Here is a 22,286-nt window from a genome sequence, read left to right on the forward strand (position 1 = left end):
GAGGACCCAAGATGAAAGCCCTATTGCCACTCGTCACCTCGGCCCTGATCGCGATCTCGGGCCCCTCCATGGCGCAGGAAGTCACGTTGCGCGTGCACCATTTCCTGCCGCCGACGGCCTTTCCGGCGACGGATATGGTCGTGCACTGGTGCGAAACGATCAAGACGCGGTCCGAAGGAAGGATCGCCTGCCAGATCTACCCGGCGATGCAGCTCGGCGGCACGCCGGCGCAGCTGATCGACCAGGCCCGCGATGGCATCGCCGATGCGGTCTTCACCGTGCCATCCTATCAGCCCGGGGGATATCTGCGCAGCGAGGTCTTCGAGCTGCCGTTTATCGCCGGAACCGAGCCGGTGACAGCGATGGCGATGTATGAATACGTCACCAAGCATGTGCCTGACGAGTACAAGGGCGTCCGCCCGCTCTGGGTCGCGGTGGGCGATCCCTCGGTCCTGCATTTCAAGGCGGAACCGCTGAAGACGGTTGCTGAAATGCAGGGCACCAAGATCCGCTCGCCCGGCCGCTACGGCGCTATCGCGCTTGAACAGGTCGGCGCCATTCCGGTGCAACTGCCCGCCAATGCAATTACGGAATCGCTTTCCCGCGGCGTGATCGACGGCGTCATGATCCCCTGGAGCGCGGTTCGCATGTTGAACATGGATGAGGAGGTAAACGCCCACAGCGTCTTTCCGCCGGGTCGCCGCCCCTTCACCAGCTCGATCGCAATGTTTCTGATCAGCGAGAGCACCTATGATCGCCTGCCTGCGGATTTGCAGGCCGTCATCGACGAGGCCTCCGGGCTCGAGGCTTCCCGCCATATGAGCGAAATCTACCGCCAGAAGGGGATCGAGGATCAGGAAGCTGCCAAGGCCCGCGGTGCCAAGGTCCATGTCATCGGCGAGGACCAGTATGCCGAATGGGTGAAGCGGATGGATGTCGTCCGGCAACGCTGGATCGAGGAAGTCGACCGCAGCGGAGCAGACGGGGCGGCGCTCTATGACACCGCCACCGCCCTGATCAAGAAATTCGAGAACCAGTGAAGATCTGGCCCGCGGGTCGCTGTGGCCTGGCCGCTGCGTTCGACCACCATCTCTGCAGAGGGTAAATGATGGACATTCCAGGAAGGGTCGGCCAGCCGGTCGACGGTATGCCGCTGGGAGGCATGCGCTCGTCTTGGCATCGTGCGGCGACGGTGCTGCGGAAGGCCGCGATGATGTCAGCGACGCTCGGCGGCCTGGCTCTCTGCGGGCTTGCAATCATGCTGACGGTCTCGATCCTGGCGCGCAAGACCATGGGCTGGCAGGTGCGCGGCGACGTCGAGATCGTCCAGATGGGCGGCGCGGTGGCCTCGTCGCTGCTGTTTGCATGGTGTCAGGTCCGCCATGGCAATGTCGCGGTCGACTTCGCCACCAAAGCGCTGCCTTCGGGCGTGCAGCAGATACTGGACCGGACCGGCTATTTCATCCTTGGCTGCCTCGGGCTGCTCCTGGCGGTGCGCACGGTGGCGCTGGGTCTGGGCAGCCTTGAAAACCACGCGGTGTCGACCTTGCTCGCCTGGATCGAGGGATATTGGCAACTGGCGATGGTGCCCGGGCTGGCGCTGTTCGGCGTGATCGGCCTGTTTCAGTCCTTCGCGCCCCGGCAGGTGGTCGATGACATGGCCCATGCCTTTTCATGCGGGGGGAATTGACGCATGGATCCGATCACCCTTGGGCTTCTGCTTCTTGGCGTCACCGTTCTGCTGATCCTGTTGCGCATGCCGGTGGGCGCCGCGATGTTCCTGTGTGGCGCGGTGGGCTTTCTGTATGTGACGGGCTCGGTCGACATCCTGCTGGCCTGGGTCAAGAACGTCACCTATGCCCGGCTGTCCAACTTTGACCTGATCGTCATTCCGATGTTCGTTCTGATGGGACAGTTCGCCACCCATGGCGGCTTGTCGCGCGCGCTGTTCCGGTTCGTGAATGCCGTGCTCGGCAGGTTTCGCGGCGGGGTTGCCGTGGCGACCATCGGCGCCTGTGCCGGCTTCGCATCCGTTTGCGGCAGTTCCCTTGCCACGGCGGCAACCATGGGGCAGGTCGCGCTGCCCGAGATGCGCAAGCGCGGATATTCGCCCCGGCTGGCAACGGGAACGGTCGCGGCGGGCGGCACGCTGGGCATCCTGATTCCGCCTTCGGTGCCGCTGGTGATCTATGCAATCCTGACCGGGGAATCGATCGGCAAGCTGTTCATCGCCGCCATCGTGCCCGCGCTCATCGCCGTCTTGGGCTATATGCTGGTGGTGATGATGATCGTCGCCCGCAACCCCGACGCGGGCCCCGCCAGCATTCCCGCATCGCCGGGCGAGATCCTGCGCTCTTTTGTCGGCGTGCTGCCGGTAAGCCTGGTCTTTCTTTTTGTCATCCTCAGCATCTATCTGGGCTGGGCCAGCCCGACCGAGGCTTCGGCCGTCGGGGTCGTCGGTTGTGGCGTGGTTGCCGCCTTGTCGGGAGACCTGCGGCCGGCCGCCTTCCTGCAGTGTCTGCTGGGGACCGCCGAGGCGACGGTGATGATCTTTATCATCCTGTTGGGGGCCGATATGCTGAATGCGGCGCTGGCGCTTACCAACATGACCCATCAGATCGCCGATATCATCGTCAACAGCGGCGTCGCTCCGATCATGGTCGTGCTTGGCATGATGATCATTTTCATCGTGCTGGGCTGCGTCATGGAATCCATGGCGATCATCATGCTGACCATTCCGTTGTTCTTTCCGATCGTCATGCACCTCGATCTTTTTGGGCTGGCGCCGCCGGAAAAATCGCTTTGGTTCGGCATTCTTGCGATGACCGTGGTGGAAATCGGGCTGATTACCCCTCCCGTCGGCATGAATGTCTTTGTCGTCAACAAGATGGCCCGGGATGTCAGCATGATGGAAACCTTTCGCGGCGTATTTCCCTTCCTGATGTCCGATCTGCTGCGGATCGCGTTGCTACTGGTGGTGCCGGCGCTTTCGCTGATACTGGTCCGGACAATGTAAGCAGCAGAAAGTGATTTCCGCCTTGCCCCGAGCCCAGAAAACCATTGCCAGCCCGTCCGCGAAGTCGACCGGATCGATGACGGACTTGGCCCCGCGCAGGTCGCGCATGCCGCAGAAGCAGCGGTTGTCGATGATCCTGTCCGTCGCGCGGCGGATGCTGGCCGAACGTGACTACAACTCCGTATCGATCGCCGAGATCGCGGCGGAATGCGGCATCGTCGAAGGAACGATCTACCGCTTCTTCAAGACCAAGCGCGACCTGATGCTGCGCGTGGCCGAGGACTGGATGGAGCAGGAATACCGGATCGGTGCGGGATATGCCAATCTTACGGGAACGCGCGAACGGATCTATTACCTGATCCATGCGGCGTTGCGCACGACCTATGATTTCCCCGGCCTGTCCCGCTTCGTGCTGACCGAGGTGCGGCCGGATCCGAACTATCGCCAGATGCGGATTTACGAGCTGGCCCGCACCTATTCCGCCGCTATCCGCGAGGTTTGTCAGCAGGCCATCGCCTCGGGCGAGTTCCACGACACGATCTCGACCCGGCTGATCCGCTCGGCGGTATTCGGGGCCATGGAGCACGAAACCTGGGGCCATCTGCGTGGCGAGGGGCATTTCTCGGTTCCCGATGTCGCGCGTGAACTGACCGAGTTGATCTACGAGGGCATGCGCAACCGCGAGGTGCTGCCCGAACGATCCCTGCCTTTGCCCGAGCGGCTGGAGCGCATCGAGGCGCGGTTGGCGCGGCTGGAAGCCGAAGCCTTGTCCGCCGATCGCGGCGGCGGATCGCGGGCCGCACCCCGAACATCATGATAAGAGGAAAAGACATGGGCCCCTTGCGAGGTTTGAAGGTTCTGGAAATGGCGGGTCTCGGCCCGGCCCCGTTCTGCGGCATGCTGCTGGCCGATCTTGGGGCCGAGGTGCTCAGCGTCCAGCGGCTGGCCAGTGCCGATCTGGGTTTCGACATCCCGACCCGCTACGACCTGCTGAACCGCAACAAGGAGGCGGTGGCGGTCGATCTGAAGTCCCCCGAGGGGATAGAGCTCATGCTCGACCTGGTGCGCGGCAGCGATCTGCTGATCGAAGGCTTCCGCCCCGGGGTGATGGAGCGTCTTGGCCTTGGGCCAGAGGCCTGCATGGCAGCCAATCCCGGCCTGATCTATGGCCGCATGACGGGTTGGGGCCAGTCCGGCCCGCTGAGCGCCCGCGCCGGTCACGACATCAATTACATCGCGATGAGCGGCGCGCTGGCGGCGATCGGTTCCGAGCCCGGGGGTCCGCCGGCGGTTCCGCTCAATTACATCGGCGATTTCGGCGGCGGCTCTCTCTATCTCGCCATGGGGCTGCTGGCGGCGCTGCACGAACGCCGGCAATCCGGGCTTGGCCAAGTCATCGATGCCGCCATGGTGGACGGCGTCGGCTCGATGATGGCGATGCATTACGGCTATTGGCAGGCCGGACAATGGGAACTGCAGCGCGGCAGCAATACGGTGGACGGCGGTTCGCCCTGGTATACGACCTATCGTACGCGCGACGGCGGTTACGTCGCCGTGGGTGCGGTCGAAAAACGGTTCTATGCCGAGCTGCTGTCGGTTCTGGGGCTTGCCGACGCCGATCTGCCCGACCAGCATGACCGCGAAGGCTGGCCCCGGCTGCGCGCTGCTTTCGCGGAGGTTTTCGCCACTCGGAGCCGCGACGAATGGGAAGCGGCCTTCGCCGGAACCGATGCCTGCGTCAGCCCGGTTCTGGACATGGCCGAGGCGGCGGGTCATGAGCTGGCGCGGAGCCGCGGTGCGTTCCTATGCAACGATGACGTGATCGAGCCAGCCCCCGCGCCGCGTTTCAGCCGTTCGGCCCCGGCCGGGATCCGCCCGCCTCCTGTCGCTGCGCGGACTGGCGGTCCTGCGCTTCGGCAGCGCGGGATCGACGCTGATCGCATTGCCGACCTGATCCGCCGCAGGGTTGTCGCGGGCGAGGCAGTCGCTGCGATGCCCTAGCTTTTCGATCCTACGGTTCGATGGCGCGATCCTTTCTGTGGAATGGAGGGAAGCCCTGTGGAACGGGTTCGGCACGGCAGCGCCATGATCACCCGTCCGAGCCGCAATGATAATGAGCAAGGGTTTCGAGCCGGTCGCGGAATGGATGTCCGCTGGGGTTCCGGGCCCGCATGCAGGAAATAGACCGGAGGCGCTGAACCTGCTTCCGCCCAGGCGACCACCCCCTTCAGCGTCGCCATCATCGCACGCTGGCGAACCCGCTTCGAGAAGGCCCCAGGCTCAAGCCGGTCCTGCGGCGCCGTGGATCCGCGACCATCTTGCTCGCGCGTGACCGTGATCCGGCAATCGATCCCGCTCGGCGCCTGGGAAATCGTATGGCGCCGCAGCAGAATCCCGTCGGCGGTTTCCAGCCGGATTGGCAGGAACCTTTCCGGGGCAGACGGGGTTCGATCGGCCTGCCATCCGCAGGCACCCGATGGAAGGAGACGGCGTTGCGGCTTCCGGCCTGTTCCCGGGCAAGGCGGAACCGGCGATACCCGCGCTTCCCGCCAGTTGGCCGTCTCATGGCCGGACAGGCTTCTTGGAGCGGGACGCAGCAGGGCCCGCTCGGCCGGCCAGATCGCCTCCGGGACCAGATCGATGATCCGTTCGGCGCCGGCCAATTACGCGGCGGTGCAGAACCCCAGGCGATGCCGACGAGCCCGGCAATCAGAATGAACAGGCCGACGCGGCCATCGTCAGGGATGTTGCCGAGGGTGTTGAAGAAGCGGTTTCCGGTGAAATCGGGAATTGACAGGGAGCCATCGGCGTTTCGACCGAGGAAACCGGCCCTGCCCGATGCGACGCATCGGCACCATTCGGGCAGCGACTGTCAGGCTTCGCGAGCGCGAGGCGTTGAAGAACGTGTCTGGCCGCATCGATGATCTGCATCTTTCAGGCTGCGGAAACGGCGGCCTGATCCTTTCAGGTCACGGCCGAAGACGCGCTGCAGGTTGCCCCCTGCCTTGGCGAGCCAGGAGACGAATTGGTCTGTCCGCCTGCTGGCTTGTGCCGAAGCCGGCATCGCGGTTCGGCTTGGCCACCAGGACGGCATCCGCGCTGCCTAGGTGATCGCCCAACGGTCAGAAGGCGCGCGATCCGCCGTGCTGCTGGCGATTCTCCAGCGCGCAAGGCCTTTCGCCTCGGCTCTGACTGGTCGCCCATTCGCCAACGGCCATAAGCGCCGTTGCTGTCGCGGATAACCACGACCGCGCGGCCTGGGAATGGGCGGGCTCGCCCTGGGTATTCAGCGACGGAAGTTGATGTATTTCCCGCAGCTTTTCGGAGGCGACGCGCCCGAGGCCGGCATCGGCAGCGGCACCGTATGGCGTGCTTCATGCTTCAGGATCTGCATCCGCGCGCCGGGCGGTGTTCGCGCGCATTCCAACACCCGTCGGACGCGGACGCCGGGTGTGGCCGCCAGAGCCCAGGCGCACGGCTCGCGCCGGCTTAGCCTTGTCTGCGCGCGGGCTTACCCCTACTCTGGCGATCCGCGACCGGAAAGCCATGCCATGAGCCATAAACTGACTGCCCTGCACCGCCGGATCGCCGGCGAGTCGCGGCTGTTCGCCGGCCTGCCGCCGGCCATGATCGAGGGGCTGCTGGACGTGGCCCAGGTCCGGCGCCTCGCGCGCGGGCAGGCGCTGTTCCACCAGGGCGACCCGGCGCAGGCCATCCACATCATGGCCGAGGGCTGGCTGAAGCTCTATCGCATCGCGCCGAACGGCGCCGAGGCGGTGGTGGGCGTGATGACCCGCGGCCAGAGCTTTGGCGAGCCCATCGCCCTGCGCCGCGCCGCCTATCCGGTCTCGGCCGAGGCCTCGACCGCTTGCGAGGTGGTCGCCGTGCCGGCGCAGGCCTTCCTGAACCTGCTGCAAGCCCATCCCGAGGCGGCGATCGCGATCCTGTCGGCGACCTTCCTGCATCTGCAGGGGCTGGTGGAGCAGATCGAGCAGCTCAAGGCCCGCTCGGGCGCGCAGCGTGTGGCCGAGTTCCTGCTGGGCCTTTGCCCGCCGGATGCCGAGGCCGCGACCGTGATGCTGCCCTATGACAAGATGCTGATCGCCGGCCGGCTGGGCATGAAGCCCGAAAGCCTGAGCCGCAGCTTTGCCCGGCTGCGGCAATGCGGGGTGCGCATCGACCAGGCCAGCGCCGTCATCGACTCGGTCGCGCGGCTGCGCGAGGTCGCCCATGCCGACACCGCGCCCTAGCCGGGCGCGACAAGGCACAGCGCGCCGATCACGACAAGCCAGATGCCCAGCGGCAGCATGGCCGCGCCCAGCCAGCCGGGTGCTGTGCGCAGATGCAGGAAACCGCCCAGGATCGCCCGCGCCTTGAGCCAGGCCAGCGCCAGCAGCGCCACGGCCGCCAACCTTCCATCGATGCCCGCCAACAGCGCGGTTGCCAGCGTCAGCCCCAGAAGCATCAGCCAGGCTCGGGTCAGGGCGTCCATGATTTTCCTACCAGATCAGATAGATGACGGGCAGGATCAGCACCCAGACCAGATCCACCATATGCCAGAACATCGCCCCGGCCTGCACCGGCGCCGGCCGGGCCCGGAGCGCGACCAGCGCCAGCACCGCCACGCCGGCGATGACATGGGCGGCGTGAAAGCCGGTCAGCAGGTAGTAGAAGGTATAGAACGGGTGGCCGTCCATCCCCAGCCCGGCGCGGATGTCGCGGGCGTATTCCACCGCCTTCAGCGCCAGGAACATCAGCCCGCCGAGACCGGCGAGCCCCAGCCCGATCCGGGCGCGCCGGCGGTGGCCGGCAGCGGCGTCGCGTTCCGCCCGCGCCGCGAACAGGCCCGAGGTGACCAGGATCACCGTGTTCAGCGCCGCCATGCGCCCGTCGAGATGGCCCTGCGCCGCGGCAAAGCCCTGCGGGTCGCGCAGCCCCATCGCCACCATGGCGGAAAGCCCGGCGGCAAAGACCAGCACTTCCGAGGCGATCAGGATCCACAGGATCAGCTCTCCCGGCAGGTCGTCGATCCGCATCACAGCACCAGCTGGCGATAGATCTCGGGCAGGGCGCCGGTCAGCCGGTCGGGATCGCGGATCACCGAGAAACCGCCCTGGCCGAAGATGCGCGGGAACCAGCTTTGCGCGCCCTTGTCGATGGTGATGCCAAAGACCGCGTGGCCGGCGCGGCGGGCCTGGCGCACGGCCATGGCGCTGTCCTCGATGCCGTGGCGGCCCTCGTAATGGTCGAGGTCGTTGGGCTTGCCGTCGGTGATGACGATCAGCAGCCGGCGCGAGCGGCCCTCTTCGGCGAGCCCGGCCGCGGCATGGCGGATCGCGGCGCCTACCCGGGTATAGAAGCCCGGGCGCAGGGCATGGATGCGCGCCTCGACGGCCCGCGACATCGGCTCGGTGAAGGGCTTGCAGTCGTGGATCCAGACCCGGTCGCGCTTCAGCGAGGAAAAGCCCTGGATGGCGAAGCGGTCGCCGCAGGCGTCCAGGCCCCAGGCCAGCGCGGTCAGCGCCTCGCGCGCGATGTCGATGACCGGGCGGCCGGTGACGGCGCTTTCGGTCGAGCGCGACACGTCGAGCAGGATCGAGACGGCGAGGTCGCGGTTTTCCGGCCGGGCCTGCTGCCAGATGCGGTCGCTGCCGCGCCCGGTGGCGCGCAGGTCGGCGATGCTGCGCAGCGCGGCGTCAAGGTCCAGCTCGTCGCCGTCGGGCTGGGCGTGGCGGATCGCCCTGGCCGGCCGCAGCGCCTGGAACTGGCGGCGCACGGCCTCGATGCGGCGGCGGGCGGCCGGGTCGGCGACGCCGGCGTAATCGGGCACCGGTTCGACCGGGGCGGCCAGCACGCGGCAATGGTCGGGCAGCCAGACGCCGCCCCTCGCGTCCCATTCGGGATAGGTGAAGCGGCCGGCGATGCGTTCGCGGTCCACGTCCTCGGGCGCGAGGTCGAGATGCAGCTTCAGCTTGGTCGCCGGCGCTTTCGAAACCTGGCCCAGCACGATCTCCTCATGGTCGTCGGCGGCCTTCTTGGCATTGTCGAGATCGTCGTCCTCGACCCGGCGGTTGATGTTCATCATCTCGGCCCAGGTCAGCATCGCCTCGAACTTGTAGAGGATGATGCTGTCCTTGCGCTCGGCCTGGTCGGATTTCATGCGCCGCGTCTTGCGGGCGGTGCCGTCGCCGCCTTCTTCGGGGCTGCCGTCCGTGGGCAGGCTCGCGACCTGTTCGCCGGGGGCCCGGCTCAGGCCGCGCAGGTCCGGCCACATCGGCACCGGCAGCACCGGGCGATAGCCGCGCGGCGCCTGCCAATGCGCGGGCGGGGCGGCATGGCCCGACAGCAGCGCGGGCTCCGGCGGCTGCGGATCGCCGAGGAGATGGCGGACCAGGATCTCGACCTGCGCCTCGGTCCCGCGCAGGGCGGGGCGGCGGCGGGCCTGCAGATGCGCGGCACAAAGCCGCGCCCACAGCGCCGCCAGGCCCGGCGCGGCATCCAGCGTCGCGCGCACCATCGCCATGCCGGCGGCGATGCCGGCCAGATCGGCGCGGAACGGATCGGTCTCGGCGGCAAAGCCCGGGGCATGGGCCGAGGCCGCGGCCAGCCACAAATAGAGCCCCTCGTTATCCTGGGTCCGCGGGAATTCGGCCAGCTCGGCCGGCAGGCGCAGGGCGTCGCCGTCGAAGCTGCTGCGGGCCAGGCGTTCCTGTTCAAAGGCCAGCCGGCGCCGCCAGGAGATGCGGTGGCGGCCGGACTGGTCGGCCACCGGCTTCAGCTCGACATCGGCCGCCCCGCCGAGACCCCGGAACAGCACGGCGATGCGGCCGCGCATGTCGTCGAAGCGGACGGCGGCCTCGGGGTAGCGCTGCGGCGGGTCCATGCGCGAGGCGATCAGGTGCCACAGCTTGCCGACGGTTTCCTCGGGCTCCCAGGGGGCGATCTCGATATGGGCCATGGCGCTATCCCGTCACCGCCACGGCCAGGTCAAGCAGACCCTTGCGGGTGTCGGCGTCGTCGGTCAGGGGCTCGATCATCGCGGCCAGGATGGCGCGGTCCAGCGCCATGCCGCCGGCGATCAGGGTCGCGGCATAGACCACCAGCCGGGTCGAGACGCCTTCCTCGAGATCCTGGCCCTTGAGCCCGCGCAGCTTGCCCGCCAGCCGCACCAGCAGCGCCACGCGATCCTCGTCCAGCCCGCTTTCGCGCGCCACCACGGGGATTTCGTGCTCGGGCCGGGGGAAGCCGAATTCGACCGACAGGAAGCGCTGCCGGGTCGAGGGCTTCAGCGTCTTCATGATGTTCTGGTAGCCGGGGTTGTAGGATGCCACCAGCATGAAGCCGGGCGCCGCCTGCAATTCCTCGCCGGTGCGGTCGATGGGCAGGATGCGGCGGTCGTCGGTCAGCGGGTGCAGCACCACGGCTACGTCCTTCCTGGCCTCGACCACCTCGTCGAGATAGCAGATCGCGCCCTGGCGCACGGCCCGGGTCAGGGGGCCGTCGACCCAGACCGTCTCGCCGCCCTTCAGCAGATAGCGGCCGATCAGGTCGGCGGCCGACAGGTCGTCGTGGCAGGCGACGGTATAGAGCGGCCGGCCCAGCCGCGCCGCCATATGGGCGACGAAGCGGGTCTTGCCGCAGCCGGTCGGGCCCTTCAGCAGCAGGGGCAGGTCGGCGGCATGGGCGGCGGCGAAGATCTGGCATTCGTCGCCCTGGGGCAGGTAGAAGGGGGCGCTCGCCCCCTTCATGTCGAAGGTTCCGTCCATCGTTTCACTCCGCTGCGACATGGTCGGGGTCTTTGGCCAGCCGTTCACGCTCGACCGGGCCGGGGCGCACCACCTCGCGGCGCGGCACCAAGAGCGAATAGATCAGCATATAGGCGCCGATGACGACGGCGACGCCCGCGCCCAGCCGCATCCAGTAGAACAGCGCGATCTGGTCCTGCACGTCCATGTAGTATTCGCCCAGGACGCGCTGCAGGTGGGTTTGCAGCGTGCCGGCGAAGGTCAGCACGAAGGTCATGAACAGCATGCCGCCGGACATCAGCCAGAAGGCGGCCATGTTCAGCACCTGGTTATAGGGGTCGCGCCGGCGCAGGATCGGCAGCGCATAGGTAAAGAGCGCGAGGTTCAGGCAGACATAGGCGCCATAGAACGCCAGGTGCCCATGCGCCGCGGTGACCTGCGTGCCGTGGGTATAGTAGTTCACCCCGTGCAGCGTGTGCAGGAAGCCCCAGACGCCCGCGCCGAAGAAGGCCAGGACCGAGCAGCCGAGGCTCCAGAGCAGCGCCGCCTTGTTCGGATGGTCGCGCCGGCCCTTCCAGACCATGACGAAGGCAAAGGCCATCATGGCGAAGAACGGCACGATTTCGAAGGACGAGAAGATCGAGCCGATCCACTGCCAATAGGCGGGCAGGCCGATCCAGTAATAGTGGTGCCCGGTGCCGAGGATGCCCGAGAACAGCGCCGTGGCGACGATGACATAGAGCCATTTCTCCACGACCTCGCGGTCCACGCCCGTCAGCTTCAGCATCAGGAAGCCCAGGATCGAGGCCATGATCAGTTCCCACACGCCCTCGACCCACAGGTGGACGACGTTCCACCAGTATTGCTTGTCGAGCGCCAGGTTCGACGGGTTGTAGAACGAGAACAGGAACAGCAGCGCCAGCCCCCAGAGCCCCAGGAGAAGGATCGACGAGATCACCGTCTTGCGGCCCTTGAGCACGGTCATGCTGACGTTCCACAGGAAGATCAGCGCCGCGATGACGATGCCGGCCTTGACCCAGCGCGGCTGTTCGAGGAACTCGCGCCCCTCGCGGCCCAGCAGGAAGTTCCCTTCGAACAGGTTGAAGAGATAGGTCACGACCACGCCCGCCGTGCCGATCACCAGGATGGCGAGCTGGATATAGGCGGCCTTGACCGAGTGGATCTCGCGCTCGGCCTCCTCGGGGATCAGGAAATAGGCGGCGCCGAAAAAGCCGGTCAGCAGCCAGACGATCAGCGAGTTGGTGTGCAGCATCCGGCCGATGTTGAAGGGCAGGATCTCGGACAGGAAGTTCGGGTTGACGTAGATATAGCCGATGACCACCCCCATGGTGACCTGGACGGCAAAGAGGATCAGCGCGACATAGATATAGGCCAGCGCGATCTTCTGGGATTGGTATTTCATGATGTTCCCTTTCGCTCAGCCGGCGTCGTTCGGCGGCCAGTCCTGGGTGTTGATGCGGCCGGTCCACAGCAGGAAATCCGACAGCGCGCGGACGTCCTCGTCACTCAGGTTGAACTGCGGCATCTGGCGGCGGCCGGGCGTGCCCGAGGGCTGGGCATCCATCCAGCCCTTCAGCGTCTCGAAGGCCATGTCGGGATCGTCGTCGACGCCCCAGCGTTTCATGACATTGCCGACCTCGGGCGCGAAATAGGCGCCTTCGCCCAGGATCGAATGGCAGTTGACGCAGGCTTTCTCCTCCCAGACGTGCTTGCCGCGCTTGACGCTGTCGGTGAGCCCCGCCTGATCGGTCGAGACATGGGTGATGTACCAGTGGCCGTGAACGAACAGGCCGATGAAGATGAGAATGAAGAACAGCGACCCACCATAGAAGATGTTGCGGGCCATGCTCTTCGTCAGGACTTCGCGCATGGCAAAGACCTCCGGGAGTTGTTGGCGATGGCCCTGATATGGCGGTGCGGGGGTGCGGTTGCCTTGACGGAAGTCAAGGATGACAAAAATCCTTTCTGCGCATGATGGGACATCACAGGAGAACCCCATGCCGACCCGATGGCCCGTCTGGAAACTCGCGATCCTGCTCTATGTCTTTGCGGCGGGGGCGGTGGCGATCAATCTTTTCATGCTGGGCCTGCTCAGCCAGGCCTTCGGGTTGACGGCGCTGTCGCCGCGCGCCGCGCTGGCCTGGTCGGTGCCGCTGGGCGTTCCCGCGGCCTGGCTTGCCGGGCGCTGGGTCTCTCGCCTTCTGGATGAAGCCCGCGAAGGTTGACCAAAGGCAATTCAGCGGTTTTCATGTCGATACCGGCCAAGTTGTTCTGGCGCAATGTTACCGACACCCAACCGCGCCATGGTCGGTGCGCATGCTGTCCAGCCGGAGCGTCAGATGGCCATTTCGCATCTTCTGCAATCTGCCCGCCGGGGCCTGTGGCTGGCTGCGCTGTGCCTGCTCTTGCCGCTTGTCTGCGGCGCCGCCCAGGCGCTGACCCTGGCCGAGGCGCTGGACAAGACCCCGCCCACGCAGCTTTTCGCCGAGGCCGATGCCTATGGTGCGCCGCAGGGCGATCCGGCCATCGTGCCGGTGCTGAAGGGCGGCGAGACGCTGGGATACGCCTATCTCAACAGCGATTTCACCGCCTCGACCGGCTATTCCGGCAAGCCGATCCGGATCGTCGTCGGCATTGACGCCAAGGGCGTGATCCGCGGCATCAACCTGGTCGAGCATCACGAGCCGATCGTGCTGATCGGCATCCCCGAGGCCAAGGTCCTGGCGGCGCTGAACGGGCTGATCGGCACCGACCTGGGCCGCGTCGCGCGCGGCGAGGTGAAGCCGCCGCAGGCCGAGATCGTCTCGGGCGCCACGGTGACGGTGCTGGTGATGGGTGACAGCATCGTGCGCTCGGCGGTCAAGCTGATCCGCTCGGGCCGGCTCGACGGCAGCGCCGCCGGGCCCGCGCCCCAGGCGGTGCGGCGCGAGCTGGACCCGGCCGTGACCCAGACCGCGGACTGGCAGACGCTTCTGGGCGACGGCTCGGTGCGCGGGCTGGTGCTGAGCGTGGGCGAGGTCAGCAAGGCCTTCGCCGATGCCGGCCAGGCCGCCGCCGCCGGCCACCCCGAGTCCGCCGACCCCGAGGCGGGTTTCATCGACCTTTACCTGGCCCCGGTCTCGGTCCCCGCCATCGGCCGCAGCCTGCTGGGCGACGTCGCCTATGACCGGCTGGCCGCCAGGCTGAAGCCCGGCCAGTCGGCGCTGCTGGTGGCGGGCGACGGCGCCTATTCCTTCAAGGGCTCGGGCTATGTGCGCGGCGGCATCTTCGACCGCATCGAGCTGATGCAGGACGGCCAGGGCCTGCGCTTCAAGGACCACGACCACACCCGCATCCCGGTGCTGGCCGCAGCGGGCGCGCCGCGGCTGAAGGAGATCGCGCTTTTCGTGGTGCCGCAGGATTTCACCTTCGACGTGACCCAGCCCTTCGACCTGCAATTGCTGGTCCAGCGCCAGACCCAGGGCCGCGACAAGGCCACGCTGCCCTTCGACCTGGCCTATCAGATCCCGGAGCGCTATCTGCTGCCGGCCCCGGAGCCCGAGCCGACGCCCGCCGCCCAGCCCGAGCCGCAGGCCCGCGCCCAGGTCGGCCAGCCCGCGCCCGAGGACGACGGCCCGGCGCTGTGGAAAAGCATGTGGCAGATGAACCATGTCCAGATCGCCATCCTTGGCGTGGCGCTGGCGGTGCTGACGGCGATCTTCTTCTTCCAGGACGTGCTGACGAAATACCCGCGCACCTTCCTGTGGGTGCGGCGCGCCTATCTGACCTTCACCCTGGTCTGGCTGGGCTGGATGGTCCATACCCAGCTGTCGGTCGTGAACGTGCTGACCTTCTTCAACGCGCTGCTCTCGGGCTTTTCCTGGGAATATTTCCTGTCGGCGCCTCTGGTCTTCATCCTGTGGTGTTCGGTCGCGGCTGGGCTGCTGTTCTGGGGCCGCGGGCCGTTCTGCGGCTGGCTTTGCCCCTTCGGCGCGCTGCAAGAGCTTTCGAACACCGTCGCGCGCTGGCTGCGCTTTCCGCAGATCACCCTGCCCTGGGGGCTGCACGAGCGGCTGTGGCCGATCAAATACATGATCTTCCTGGGGCTTTTCGGCCTGTCGCTTTACTCGCTCTCGGATGCCGAGATCTATGCCGAGGTCGAGCCGTTCAAGACCGCGATCATCCTGAAATTCATGCGCGAATGGGGCTTCGTGCTGTTCGCGCTGGCCTGCCTGCTGCCGGGGCTGTTCATCGAGCGCTTCTATTGCCGCTATATGTGCCCGCTCGGCGCGGCGCTGGCGATCCCGGGGCGGATGCGCATGTTCGAATGGCTGAAACGCTGGCCGGAATGCGGCAGCCCCTGCCAGCGCTGTGCCAACGATTGCCCGGTCCAGGCCATCCACCCCGAGGGCCAGATCAACGTCAACGAATGCATCTACTGCATGAATTGCCAGGTGCTCTATCACGACGACACCCGCTGCCCGCACATGATCACCGTCAAGGCCCGCCGCGAAAAGATCGCCCGCAGCGCCGCGCCGAAGCCGGCGCCCGCCGCGGCGCCCGGGACGGCCCGCGAACAACCCCCGGCCTTCCGCGCGCAGCAGGCCGCAACGCAACCCCCCGATCTCAAAGGAGCTTGAGATGACCGAAGACAGTGATATGCGGCTGAACCGCCGCCAGTTGCTTGGCAGCACGGTGGCCGCCGCCGCCGGCGGCCTGGCGCCGCGCGCCGTGATCGGTGCGGGCGCCGGCCTTGCCGCGGCTGCCGCCGCCGGCCCGGCCTTGGCGCAGGGCTCACCCGGCAACCAGGAATATGTCGTGCATCCGGGCGAGCTGGACGAATACTATGTCTTTGTCTCGGGCGGCCAGTCCGGCGAGATCCGCATCGTCGGCCTGCCCTCGATGCGCGAATTGATGCGCATTCCGGTCTTCAACCGCGACGGCGCCACCGGCTGGGGCCAGACCAACGAATCGCGCAAGGTGCTGACCGAGGGGCTGACCCCCGAGACGGTCGAGTTCCTGAAGGACAAGGGCGGCGTCTACCTGAACGGCGATCTGCACCATCCGCATCCGTCGCAAACGGACGGCACCTATGACGGCCGCTATCTTTTTGCCAATGACAAGGCCAATACCCGCGTCTGCCGCGTCCGTCTGGACGTGATGAAATGCGACAAGATCATCGAACTGCCCAACCAGCACACCGTGCACGGGCTGCGGGTGCAGAAATATCCCCGCACCGGCTATGTATTCGCCAATGGCGAGGACGGCGTGCCGCTGCCCAACGACGGCACCGTGCTGGATGATCCCAAGCAGTATTTCTCGATCTTCTCGGCCATCGACGGCGACACGATGCAGGTGGCCTGGCAGATCAAGGTGGACGGCAACCTCGACAACGTCGATGCCGACTACCAGGGCAAATACGCCTTTGCGACCTGCTACAACTCGGAAGGCGGCGTGACGCTGGAAGAGACGATGGAGAAGGACCAGGACTGGCTGACCGTCTTCAACATCCAGGCCATCGAGGCCGCCGTGAAGGCCGAGGAAGGCGAGGTCATGAACGGCGTGCGCGTGCTGGACGGCACCGGCGAAAAGAACAAGCTGGTGCGCTATATCCCGGTGCCGAACGGCCCGCATGGCATCAACACCGCGCCGGACGGCATCCATATCGTCGCCGCCGGCAAGCTGTCGCCTACGGTCACCGTCTTCGACGTGCGCAAGTTCGACGACCTCTTCGCCGACAAGATCGAGGGCCGCGACTGCGTGGTGGCCGAGCCGGAGCTGGGCCTCGGCCCGCTGCACACCGCCTATGACGGCAAGGGCAACGCCTATACCACGCTGTTCATCGACAGCCAGATTTGCAAGTGGAACATCGAGGACGCCATCAAGGCTTATCAGGGCGAGAAGGTCGATCCGATCCGGCAGAAGCTGGACGTGCACTACCAGCCCGGCCACAACCACAGCTCGATGGGCCAGACCAAGGAAGCGGATGGCAAATGGCTGATCTCGCTCAACAAGTTCTCGAAGGACCGCTTCCTGAACGTCGGTCCGCTGAAGCCGGAATGCGACCAGCTGATCGACATCTCGGGCGACGAGATGAAGATCGTGCACGACAACCCGACCTTTGCCGAACCGCATGACGCGACCATCGTGCATGCCTCGAAGATCAACCCGGTCTCGGTCTGGGACCGCAACGATCCGTTCTTTGCCGATGCCGTGAAACAGGCCGAGGCCGACGGCATCGACCTGACGGCCGACAGCGAGGTGATCCGCGACGGCGACAAGGTCCGGGTCTACATGACCTCCTCGGCGCCGGCCTTCGGGCTCGACAGCTTCACCGTCAAGCAGGGCGACGAGGTCACGGTCTATGTCACCAACATCGACGATGTCGAGGACCTGACCCACGGCTTTTCGATCATCAACTACGGCATCAACATGGAGGTGGCGCCGCAGGCGACCGCATCCGTCACCTTCAAGGCCGACCGGCCGGGCGTCTACTGGTATTACTGCTCGTGGTTCTGCCATGCCATGCACATGGAGATGAAGGGCCGCATGCTGGTGGAAAAAGCCTGATGCGCCTGTCCCTTGCCCTGCTGCTGATCTGCCTGGCCTCGCCGCTTGCGGCGCGGGTCTGGCAGCCGGCCGACGATGCCGCGCTGGCATCGGCGCTGGCCCAGGCGCGGGCAGGGGACGAGATCGTGCTGGGGGCCGGGCGCTGGCGCGGCCCCCTGCTGGTCGAGACGCCGCTGACCCTGCGCGGCGAAGCCGGCGCCGTGGTGGACGGCCGGGGCCAGGGCCATGTGATCGCGGTCGATGCCCCGGAGGTGCGCATCACCGGACTTGCCGTCACCGGCTCGGGCAGCGACCTCGACCGGATGGATTCCGGCATCTTCCTGACCAAGCGCGCCACCGGTGCGCGCGTGGACGGCAATGTGCTGACCGACAACCTGCACGGCATCCGCATCCAGGGCGCGCGCGACAGCCTGGTGGCCGACAACCGCATCGAGGGCCGGCGCGGCCGGCAATCCGAGCTTGGCAACGGCGTCAGCGTCTGGAACGCCCCCGGCGCCGTGGTCGAGGGCAACAAGATCACCCTTGGCCGCGACGGCATCTTCGTCTCGGTCTCCAAGAAGAACGTGTTCCGGGGCAACGACATCCAGGGCACCCGCTTCGCCATCCATTACATGAACACCGCCGACAGCACGATCGAGGGGAACCGCTCGCGCGACAATACAATGGGTTACGCGATCATGTTCTCAAACCGGTTGAAGATCGTCGGCAATAGCTCGGATAACGACCGCGACTATGGCCTGCTCTTGAATTCGGCCAATCATTCGGTGATCGAGGGCAATGTCGTCACCGGCCATCCCGCCGCCGAGCAACGCTGGCGCGACAGCGGCCAAAGCGCCGAGGCCGGCGTCCCCGCCGCCGATCCGGCCGCGGCGGGCAGCCGCATCGCGCCGGAAAAATGCGTCTTCATCTATGACACCAACAAGAACAGCTTCATCGGCAACCGCTTCGAGGGCTGCGCCATCGGCGTGCATTTCACCGCCGGCGCCGAGGGCAACCGCATGAGCCGCAACGATTTCATCGGCAACCGCATCCAAGTGAAATATGTCGGCACCCGCTATCTGGAATGGTCGCTGGACGGCATCGGCAACTACTGGTCCGACAATGCCGCCTTCGACCTGGACGGCGACGGATTGGCCGACAGCCCCTATCGCCCGAACGACATGGTGGACAAGGTGATGTGGACCGCGCCGCAGGCCCGGCTGCTCTTGACCAGCCCCGCCGTGCAGATCCTGCGTTTCGCGCAAAGCCGCTTTCCGGCGCTGCTGCCGGGCGGCGTCACCGACAGCCATGCGCTGATGCGCCCGAATTCCGAAAGGCCGCTGTAGATGACCGTGATCCTCGACCGCGTCAGCAAGCTCTACAGCGGCCGCGCCGTGGTCAGCGACCTCAGCTATGCGCTGGAACCGGGGCAGGTGGTGGCGCTGGTCGGCCATAACGGCGCCGGCAAGACCACGCAGATCAAGATGATGCTGGGCTTGACCCGCCCCGATGCCGGCGAGCTGACCGTGCTGGGCGCCGATCCCGGCGACAAGGCGGCGCGGCGCGCGCTCGGCTATCTGCCCGAAAGCGTGCAGTTCCACCTGGCCTTTTCCGGGCGCGAGACGCTGGGCTTCTATGCCCGGCTCAAGGGCCTGCCGGCGCGCGGACATGACGCGCTTTTCGCCCGCGTCGGCCTGTCCGAGGCCGCCGACCGGCCGGTGCGCACCTATTCCAAGGGCATGCGGCAACGCCTGGGCCTGGCGCAGGCGCTGCTGGGCGACCCGCGCCTGCTGCTCCTGGACGAGCCGACCTCGGGCCTCGACCCGGCCCTGCGGCGCGAGCTTTACGGCATCGTCGCCGAGCGGGCACGGGCGGGGGCGACGGTGCTTTTGTCCTCGCACGCGCTGACCGAGCTGGAAGGCCACGCCGAGCGGGTCATCGTCATCAACCGGGGCCGCAAGATCGCCGACGGCACGCTGGAGGAGTTGCGCGCGCTGGCCGGGCTGCCCTCGCGCCTGCATTGCGTCATCGACGGCGCGCCGCGGCGGATCGAGCTGACCCAGGCCGAAAAGCCCCCCGTGCTGCGGTCGCTCCTGGACCAGGGCGCGACCCGGATCACGCTCGAGGATCCCAGCCTTGACGACATCTATGCCCATTTCCTGCAATGCGAGGCCGCCTGATGTCCGCGATCCTGACCATTGCCCGCCGCGAACTGGCCGAAGGCGTGCGCAACCGCTGGGTGGTCTCGATGACCGCCGTCATGGCGGCGCTGGCCGGGGCCATCGCGGCGCTCGGCTCGGCCCCGACCGGCTCGACCGCGACCGGGGCGCTGGACGTGGTGGTGGTGGGGCTGGCGAGCCTGACCATCTTCCTGGTGCCGCTCATTGCGCTGCTGCTCTCGCATGACAGCATCACCCGCGAGGCCGAGCGCGGCACGCTGCTGCTGTTGCTCAGCCATCCGCTGGCGCGCTGGCAGGTCGTCGCCGGCAAGTTCCTGGGCCAGCTGGCCATCCTGGCCCTGGCCACCGTGATCGGCTTCGGCTGCGCCGCCGTCTTCGTGATCTGGCGCCATGGCGCCGAGGGCTGGCAGGCCTTCGCCTTCATGACCGCCGTCTCGGTGCTGCTGGGCGCGGTCTTCCTGGGGCTGGGGGTGCTGGCCTCGAGCATGGTGCAGGAAAGCTCGACCGCCGCCGGCATCGCCATCGGGCTGTGGCTGTTCTTCGTCGCGCTTTACGACATGGCGCTGCTGGCGGCGCTGGTGGCGCGCGGCGGCCATGCCGTGCCGGGCGGGCTGATGGACCTGGCGCTGCTGGCCAATCCGACCGATGCCTATCGCCTGCTGACCTTGGGCGAGGGCAGTTCCGCCCTGCTGTCGGGCATGGGCGGGGTCTATGACAATTCCCACCTGACGCCCGGGCTGCTGGCCGTGGCGCTGCTGGCCTGGTGCCTGACGCCGCTGGCGCTGGCCATGACCGTATTCGCGCGGAGGAACCTATGATGAAACCCTTGCTGATCGCCGCCCTGCTGGTGCTGCCGCTGATGGGCTGCAAGCAGGACGCCACCGCCACCCTGCCGCCCGAGACCATGACCGCCGAGGCCGTGGGCCGCTATTGCGGCATGAACCTGATCGAGCACGAAGGGCCCAAGGGCCAGGTGGTGCTGTCGAAGGACATGGGCGCCTATTGGTTCTCCTCGGCCCGCGACACGGTGGCCTTCACCATGATGCCGGATGAGGTCAAGGATTACGGCGGGCTCTATGTCTCGGACATGGCCAAGGCGGAAAGCTGGGCCGATCCCGGCGCCGACAACTGGATCGACGCCCGGAAGGCCTTCTATGTCGTCGGCGCCAAGGTCGAGGCGGCGATGGGCGGGGCCGAGATCGTGCCCTTCGGCACCCGCGCCGGTGCCGAGGATTTCGCCCGCCAAAAGGGCGGCACGGTGCAGAGCTTCGACGAGCTGACCCCGGACGAGGTGCTGGGCGGCGGGGCCGATGCCGACCAGGAGGACGCCGACCATGCGCATTGACCGCCGCCGCTTCCTGACCATCTCGGCCGCCGTCGCCGGGGCGGCGCTGCTTTCGCCGCGCGGGCTTTTGGCGGCGCCCCAGGCGACGGTCTGGCGCGGCCAGGCCATGGGTGCGCCGACCACGCTGATCCTGAACCATCCCGACCCGGTCCGCGCCCAGGCCCTGCTGCGCGAGACCGCGGCCGAGCTGCGCCGGCTCGAGGCGATCTTCACCCTCTACCGCGCCGAATCCGAGCTGTCGCGGCTGAACCGCGACGGATACCTGCTGGCCCCCACCCCCGAGATGCTGGCGGCGCTGCGGCTGGCCTCGGATGTCCATGCCGCGACCGGCGGCCGCTTCGACCCGACCGTGCAGCCGCTGTGGCGCGCCTATGCCGCAGGGGATGCGCAGGCCATTGCGGCGGCGCGGCCCAGCCTGGGTTTCCAGCGCATCCGCATCAGCCGCGAACGCATCCTGATGGCGCCGGGCCAGGCGCTGACGCTGAACGGCATCGCCCAAGGGGTCATCACCGACCGCATCACCGATCTGCTGCGCGCCGGCGGGGCCGAGCACACGCTGGTCGACATGGGCGAATTCCGCGCCATCGGCGGGCGCAGCGCGCATGAGCCCTGGGCGGTCACGCTGGCCGGCGGCGGGCAGGCGCTGCTCACCGACCGCGCGCTGGCCACCACCGAAGCGCGCGGCTTCACCTTCGACGCCGAGGGCCGGCTGCCGCAGCTGATCGATCCCGCCACCGGCACGGCGCGCGCCGATTGGGCGCGGGTCTCGGTCATCGCCGACAGCGCCGGACTGGCGGACGGGCTGTCCACCGGGCTCAGCCTTGCCCCCGAAGCGTCGATCCGCGCGGCGCTCGACCGCCTGCCGGGGGTCGAGGTGCGGGCACTCGACGCCGCCGGGCGGGAGCTGCGCTTTACCTGATACGACACAGCCACAGGGGAGGAGAGCCCATGGAGCCCGAGATCGTCACGCTGGATGTCCGCCCGATCCTGGCCCAGGGCGACGAGCCGCTGGGCGTGATCCTGGCGGCGGTCGATGGCCTGTCGCAAGGCCAGGTGCTGCGTCTGATCGCGCCGTTTCGCCCGGTGCCGCTGTTTCGGGTCATGGCCCGGCGCGGCTATGACCACAGCGAGACCCGGCTGGCCGACAAGGGCTGGCAGATCGATTTCGCCCCGACCGCGCATCGGCTGGGCGCGGGCAGCGCGCTCGACGCCTTCGGCTGGCCCGAGCCGATGGCCCATCTGGACCTGACCGACCGCGGCCCGGACGAGGCGGCGCAACGCCTGCTCGCGACCTTCCAGCGCATCCCGCCGGGCGACGTGCTGTTCGCGCTGCTGGCCCAGGAGCCGGCGGCGCTGCTGGCCGAGCTGGGCGCGGCCGGACACCAATGGGCCGGAAACCCCGCCGCCGATGGCAGCGGGTTCCGGCTTCTGCTGCGCCGAAAGGGCTGAGA

The 22,286-nt window shown here is 67.3% G+C and carries 21 protein-coding genes; 15 read left to right on the top strand and 6 right to left on the bottom strand.

The features are described from left to right. Nucleotides 1–11: 11 nt before the first annotated feature. The 6 genes from PARN5_RS0115855 (at nucleotide 12) to PARN5_RS0115890 (ending at nucleotide 7,266) form a co-directional block, all read left to right on the top strand. On the top strand, nucleotides 12–1,040 hold the full coding sequence (locus PARN5_RS0115855) for a TRAP transporter substrate-binding protein (protein ID WP_026155497.1): 1,029 nt from the start codon (nucleotides 12–14) through the stop codon (nucleotides 1,038–1,040). A gap of 65 nt (nucleotides 1,041–1,105) precedes the next feature. After that, entirely contained in the window at nucleotides 1,106–1,690 is a 585-nt protein-coding gene (locus PARN5_RS22955; RefSeq protein WP_081615026.1) for a TRAP transporter small permease subunit, read from the top strand. Nucleotides 1,691–1,693: 3 nt separating this feature from the next. Next, a complete protein-coding gene (locus tag PARN5_RS0115865; protein WP_018000754.1) occupies nucleotides 1,694–3,016 on the top strand; it encodes a TRAP transporter large permease in 1,323 nt (440 codons plus the stop codon). Nucleotides 3,017–3,122: 106 nt separating this feature from the next. Further along, complete coding sequence (locus tag PARN5_RS22405; RefSeq protein ID WP_198289615.1) at nucleotides 3,123–3,833, top strand: TetR/AcrR family transcriptional regulator; 711 nt, start codon at nucleotides 3,123–3,125, stop codon at nucleotides 3,831–3,833. 14 nt (nucleotides 3,834–3,847) lie between these two features. Then, nucleotides 3,848–5,017: a CaiB/BaiF CoA-transferase family protein gene (locus PARN5_RS22410; RefSeq protein ID WP_198289616.1), complete on the top strand. Its 1,170-nt coding sequence runs from the start codon at nucleotides 3,848–3,850 to the stop codon at nucleotides 5,015–5,017. Between the two features lie 1,550 nt (nucleotides 5,018–6,567). Then, nucleotides 6,568–7,266 carry a Crp/Fnr family transcriptional regulator gene (locus PARN5_RS0115890; RefSeq protein WP_018000758.1) on the top strand — a complete coding sequence of 233 codons (699 nt, stop codon included), beginning with the start codon at nucleotides 6,568–6,570 and terminating at the stop codon, nucleotides 7,264–7,266. Here the strand turns inward: PARN5_RS0115890 and PARN5_RS0115895 are convergent. Genes PARN5_RS0115895 through PARN5_RS0115920 form a run of 6 tightly spaced genes read right to left on the bottom strand, consistent with a single transcriptional unit; the run spans nucleotide 7,263 to nucleotide 12,652 of the window. Beyond that, complete coding sequence (locus tag PARN5_RS0115895) at nucleotides 7,263–7,508, bottom strand: cytochrome C oxidase subunit IV family protein (protein ID WP_018000759.1); 246 nt, start codon at nucleotides 7,506–7,508, stop codon at nucleotides 7,263–7,265. The two genes, PARN5_RS0115890 and PARN5_RS0115895, sit on opposite strands and share 4 nt — an antisense overlap. Nucleotides 7,509–7,515: 7 nt before the next feature. Then, the gene (locus PARN5_RS0115900; RefSeq protein WP_018000760.1) at nucleotides 7,516–8,052 is read right to left on the bottom strand and encodes a cytochrome c oxidase subunit 3; all 537 of its coding nucleotides are present in this window, start codon (nucleotides 8,050–8,052) and stop codon (nucleotides 7,516–7,518) included. Then, complete coding sequence (locus PARN5_RS0115905; RefSeq protein ID WP_018000761.1) at nucleotides 8,052–9,974, bottom strand: VWA domain-containing protein; 1,923 nt, start codon at nucleotides 9,972–9,974, stop codon at nucleotides 8,052–8,054. The genes PARN5_RS0115900 and PARN5_RS0115905 overlap by 1 nt, the downstream gene beginning before the upstream one ends. A 4-nt stretch (nucleotides 9,975–9,978) precedes the next feature. Next, nucleotides 9,979–10,782 (bottom strand): CbbQ/NirQ/NorQ/GpvN family protein, encoded by an 804-nt coding sequence (locus PARN5_RS0115910; protein ID WP_018000762.1) that lies wholly within the window; start codon nucleotides 10,780–10,782, stop codon nucleotides 9,979–9,981. Nucleotides 10,783–10,786: 4 nt separating this feature from the next. Continuing rightward, the gene (locus PARN5_RS0115915) at nucleotides 10,787–12,184 is read right to left on the bottom strand and encodes a cbb3-type cytochrome c oxidase subunit I (RefSeq protein ID WP_018000763.1); all 1,398 of its coding nucleotides are present in this window, start codon (nucleotides 12,182–12,184) and stop codon (nucleotides 10,787–10,789) included. Between the two features lie 15 nt (nucleotides 12,185–12,199). Further along, nucleotides 12,200–12,652 carry a cytochrome c gene (locus tag PARN5_RS0115920; RefSeq protein WP_018000764.1) on the bottom strand — a complete coding sequence of 151 codons (453 nt, stop codon included), beginning with the start codon at nucleotides 12,650–12,652 and terminating at the stop codon, nucleotides 12,200–12,202. A 127-nt stretch (nucleotides 12,653–12,779) separates the two neighbouring features. On the opposite strand from PARN5_RS0115920, the gene PARN5_RS0115925 reads away from it, so the two are divergent. From PARN5_RS0115925 to PARN5_RS0115965, 9 genes are all read left to right on the top strand, one after another. Further along, the gene (locus PARN5_RS0115925; RefSeq protein WP_018000765.1) at nucleotides 12,780–13,007 is read left to right on the top strand and encodes a hypothetical protein; all 228 of its coding nucleotides are present in this window, start codon (nucleotides 12,780–12,782) and stop codon (nucleotides 13,005–13,007) included. Nucleotides 13,008–13,121: 114 nt separating this feature from the next. Next, nucleotides 13,122–15,401 (top strand): NosR/NirI family protein, encoded by a 2,280-nt coding sequence (locus PARN5_RS22415; RefSeq protein WP_157404056.1) that lies wholly within the window; start codon nucleotides 13,122–13,124, stop codon nucleotides 15,399–15,401. Between the two features lies 1 nt (nucleotide 15,402). Further along, entirely contained in the window at nucleotides 15,403–17,331 is a 1,929-nt protein-coding gene (gene nosZ / locus PARN5_RS0115935) for a TAT-dependent nitrous-oxide reductase (protein WP_026155498.1), read from the top strand. Further along, nucleotides 17,331–18,656, top strand: a complete 1,326-nt coding sequence (locus PARN5_RS0115940; RefSeq protein ID WP_018000768.1) for a nitrous oxide reductase family maturation protein NosD — start codon at nucleotides 17,331–17,333, stop codon at nucleotides 18,654–18,656. Before nosZ ends, PARN5_RS0115940 begins: the two co-directional genes overlap by 1 nt. Then, complete coding sequence (locus PARN5_RS0115945; RefSeq protein WP_018000769.1) at nucleotides 18,657–19,490, top strand: ABC transporter ATP-binding protein; 834 nt, start codon at nucleotides 18,657–18,659, stop codon at nucleotides 19,488–19,490. Further along, nucleotides 19,490–20,308 carry an ABC transporter permease subunit gene (locus PARN5_RS0115950; protein ID WP_018000770.1) on the top strand — a complete coding sequence of 273 codons (819 nt, stop codon included), beginning with the start codon at nucleotides 19,490–19,492 and terminating at the stop codon, nucleotides 20,306–20,308. Before PARN5_RS0115945 ends, PARN5_RS0115950 begins: the two co-directional genes overlap by 1 nt. Then, entirely contained in the window at nucleotides 20,305–20,835 is a 531-nt protein-coding gene (locus PARN5_RS0115955; RefSeq protein ID WP_018000771.1) for a nitrous oxide reductase accessory protein NosL, read from the top strand. Before PARN5_RS0115950 ends, PARN5_RS0115955 begins: the two co-directional genes overlap by 4 nt. Further along, nucleotides 20,825–21,754 carry an FAD:protein FMN transferase gene (locus PARN5_RS0115960; RefSeq protein ID WP_018000772.1) on the top strand — a complete coding sequence of 310 codons (930 nt, stop codon included), beginning with the start codon at nucleotides 20,825–20,827 and terminating at the stop codon, nucleotides 21,752–21,754. Before PARN5_RS0115955 ends, PARN5_RS0115960 begins: the two co-directional genes overlap by 11 nt. 29 nt (nucleotides 21,755–21,783) lie before the next feature. Then, on the top strand, nucleotides 21,784–22,284 hold the full coding sequence (locus tag PARN5_RS0115965) for a DUF2249 domain-containing protein (RefSeq protein ID WP_018000773.1): 501 nt from the start codon (nucleotides 21,784–21,786) through the stop codon (nucleotides 22,282–22,284). Nucleotides 22,285–22,286 lie beyond the last annotated feature (2 nt).

It is taken from the genome of Paracoccus sp. N5 (assembly GCF_000371965.1).
Classification (GTDB): Bacteria; Pseudomonadota; Alphaproteobacteria; order Rhodobacterales; family Rhodobacteraceae; genus Paracoccus.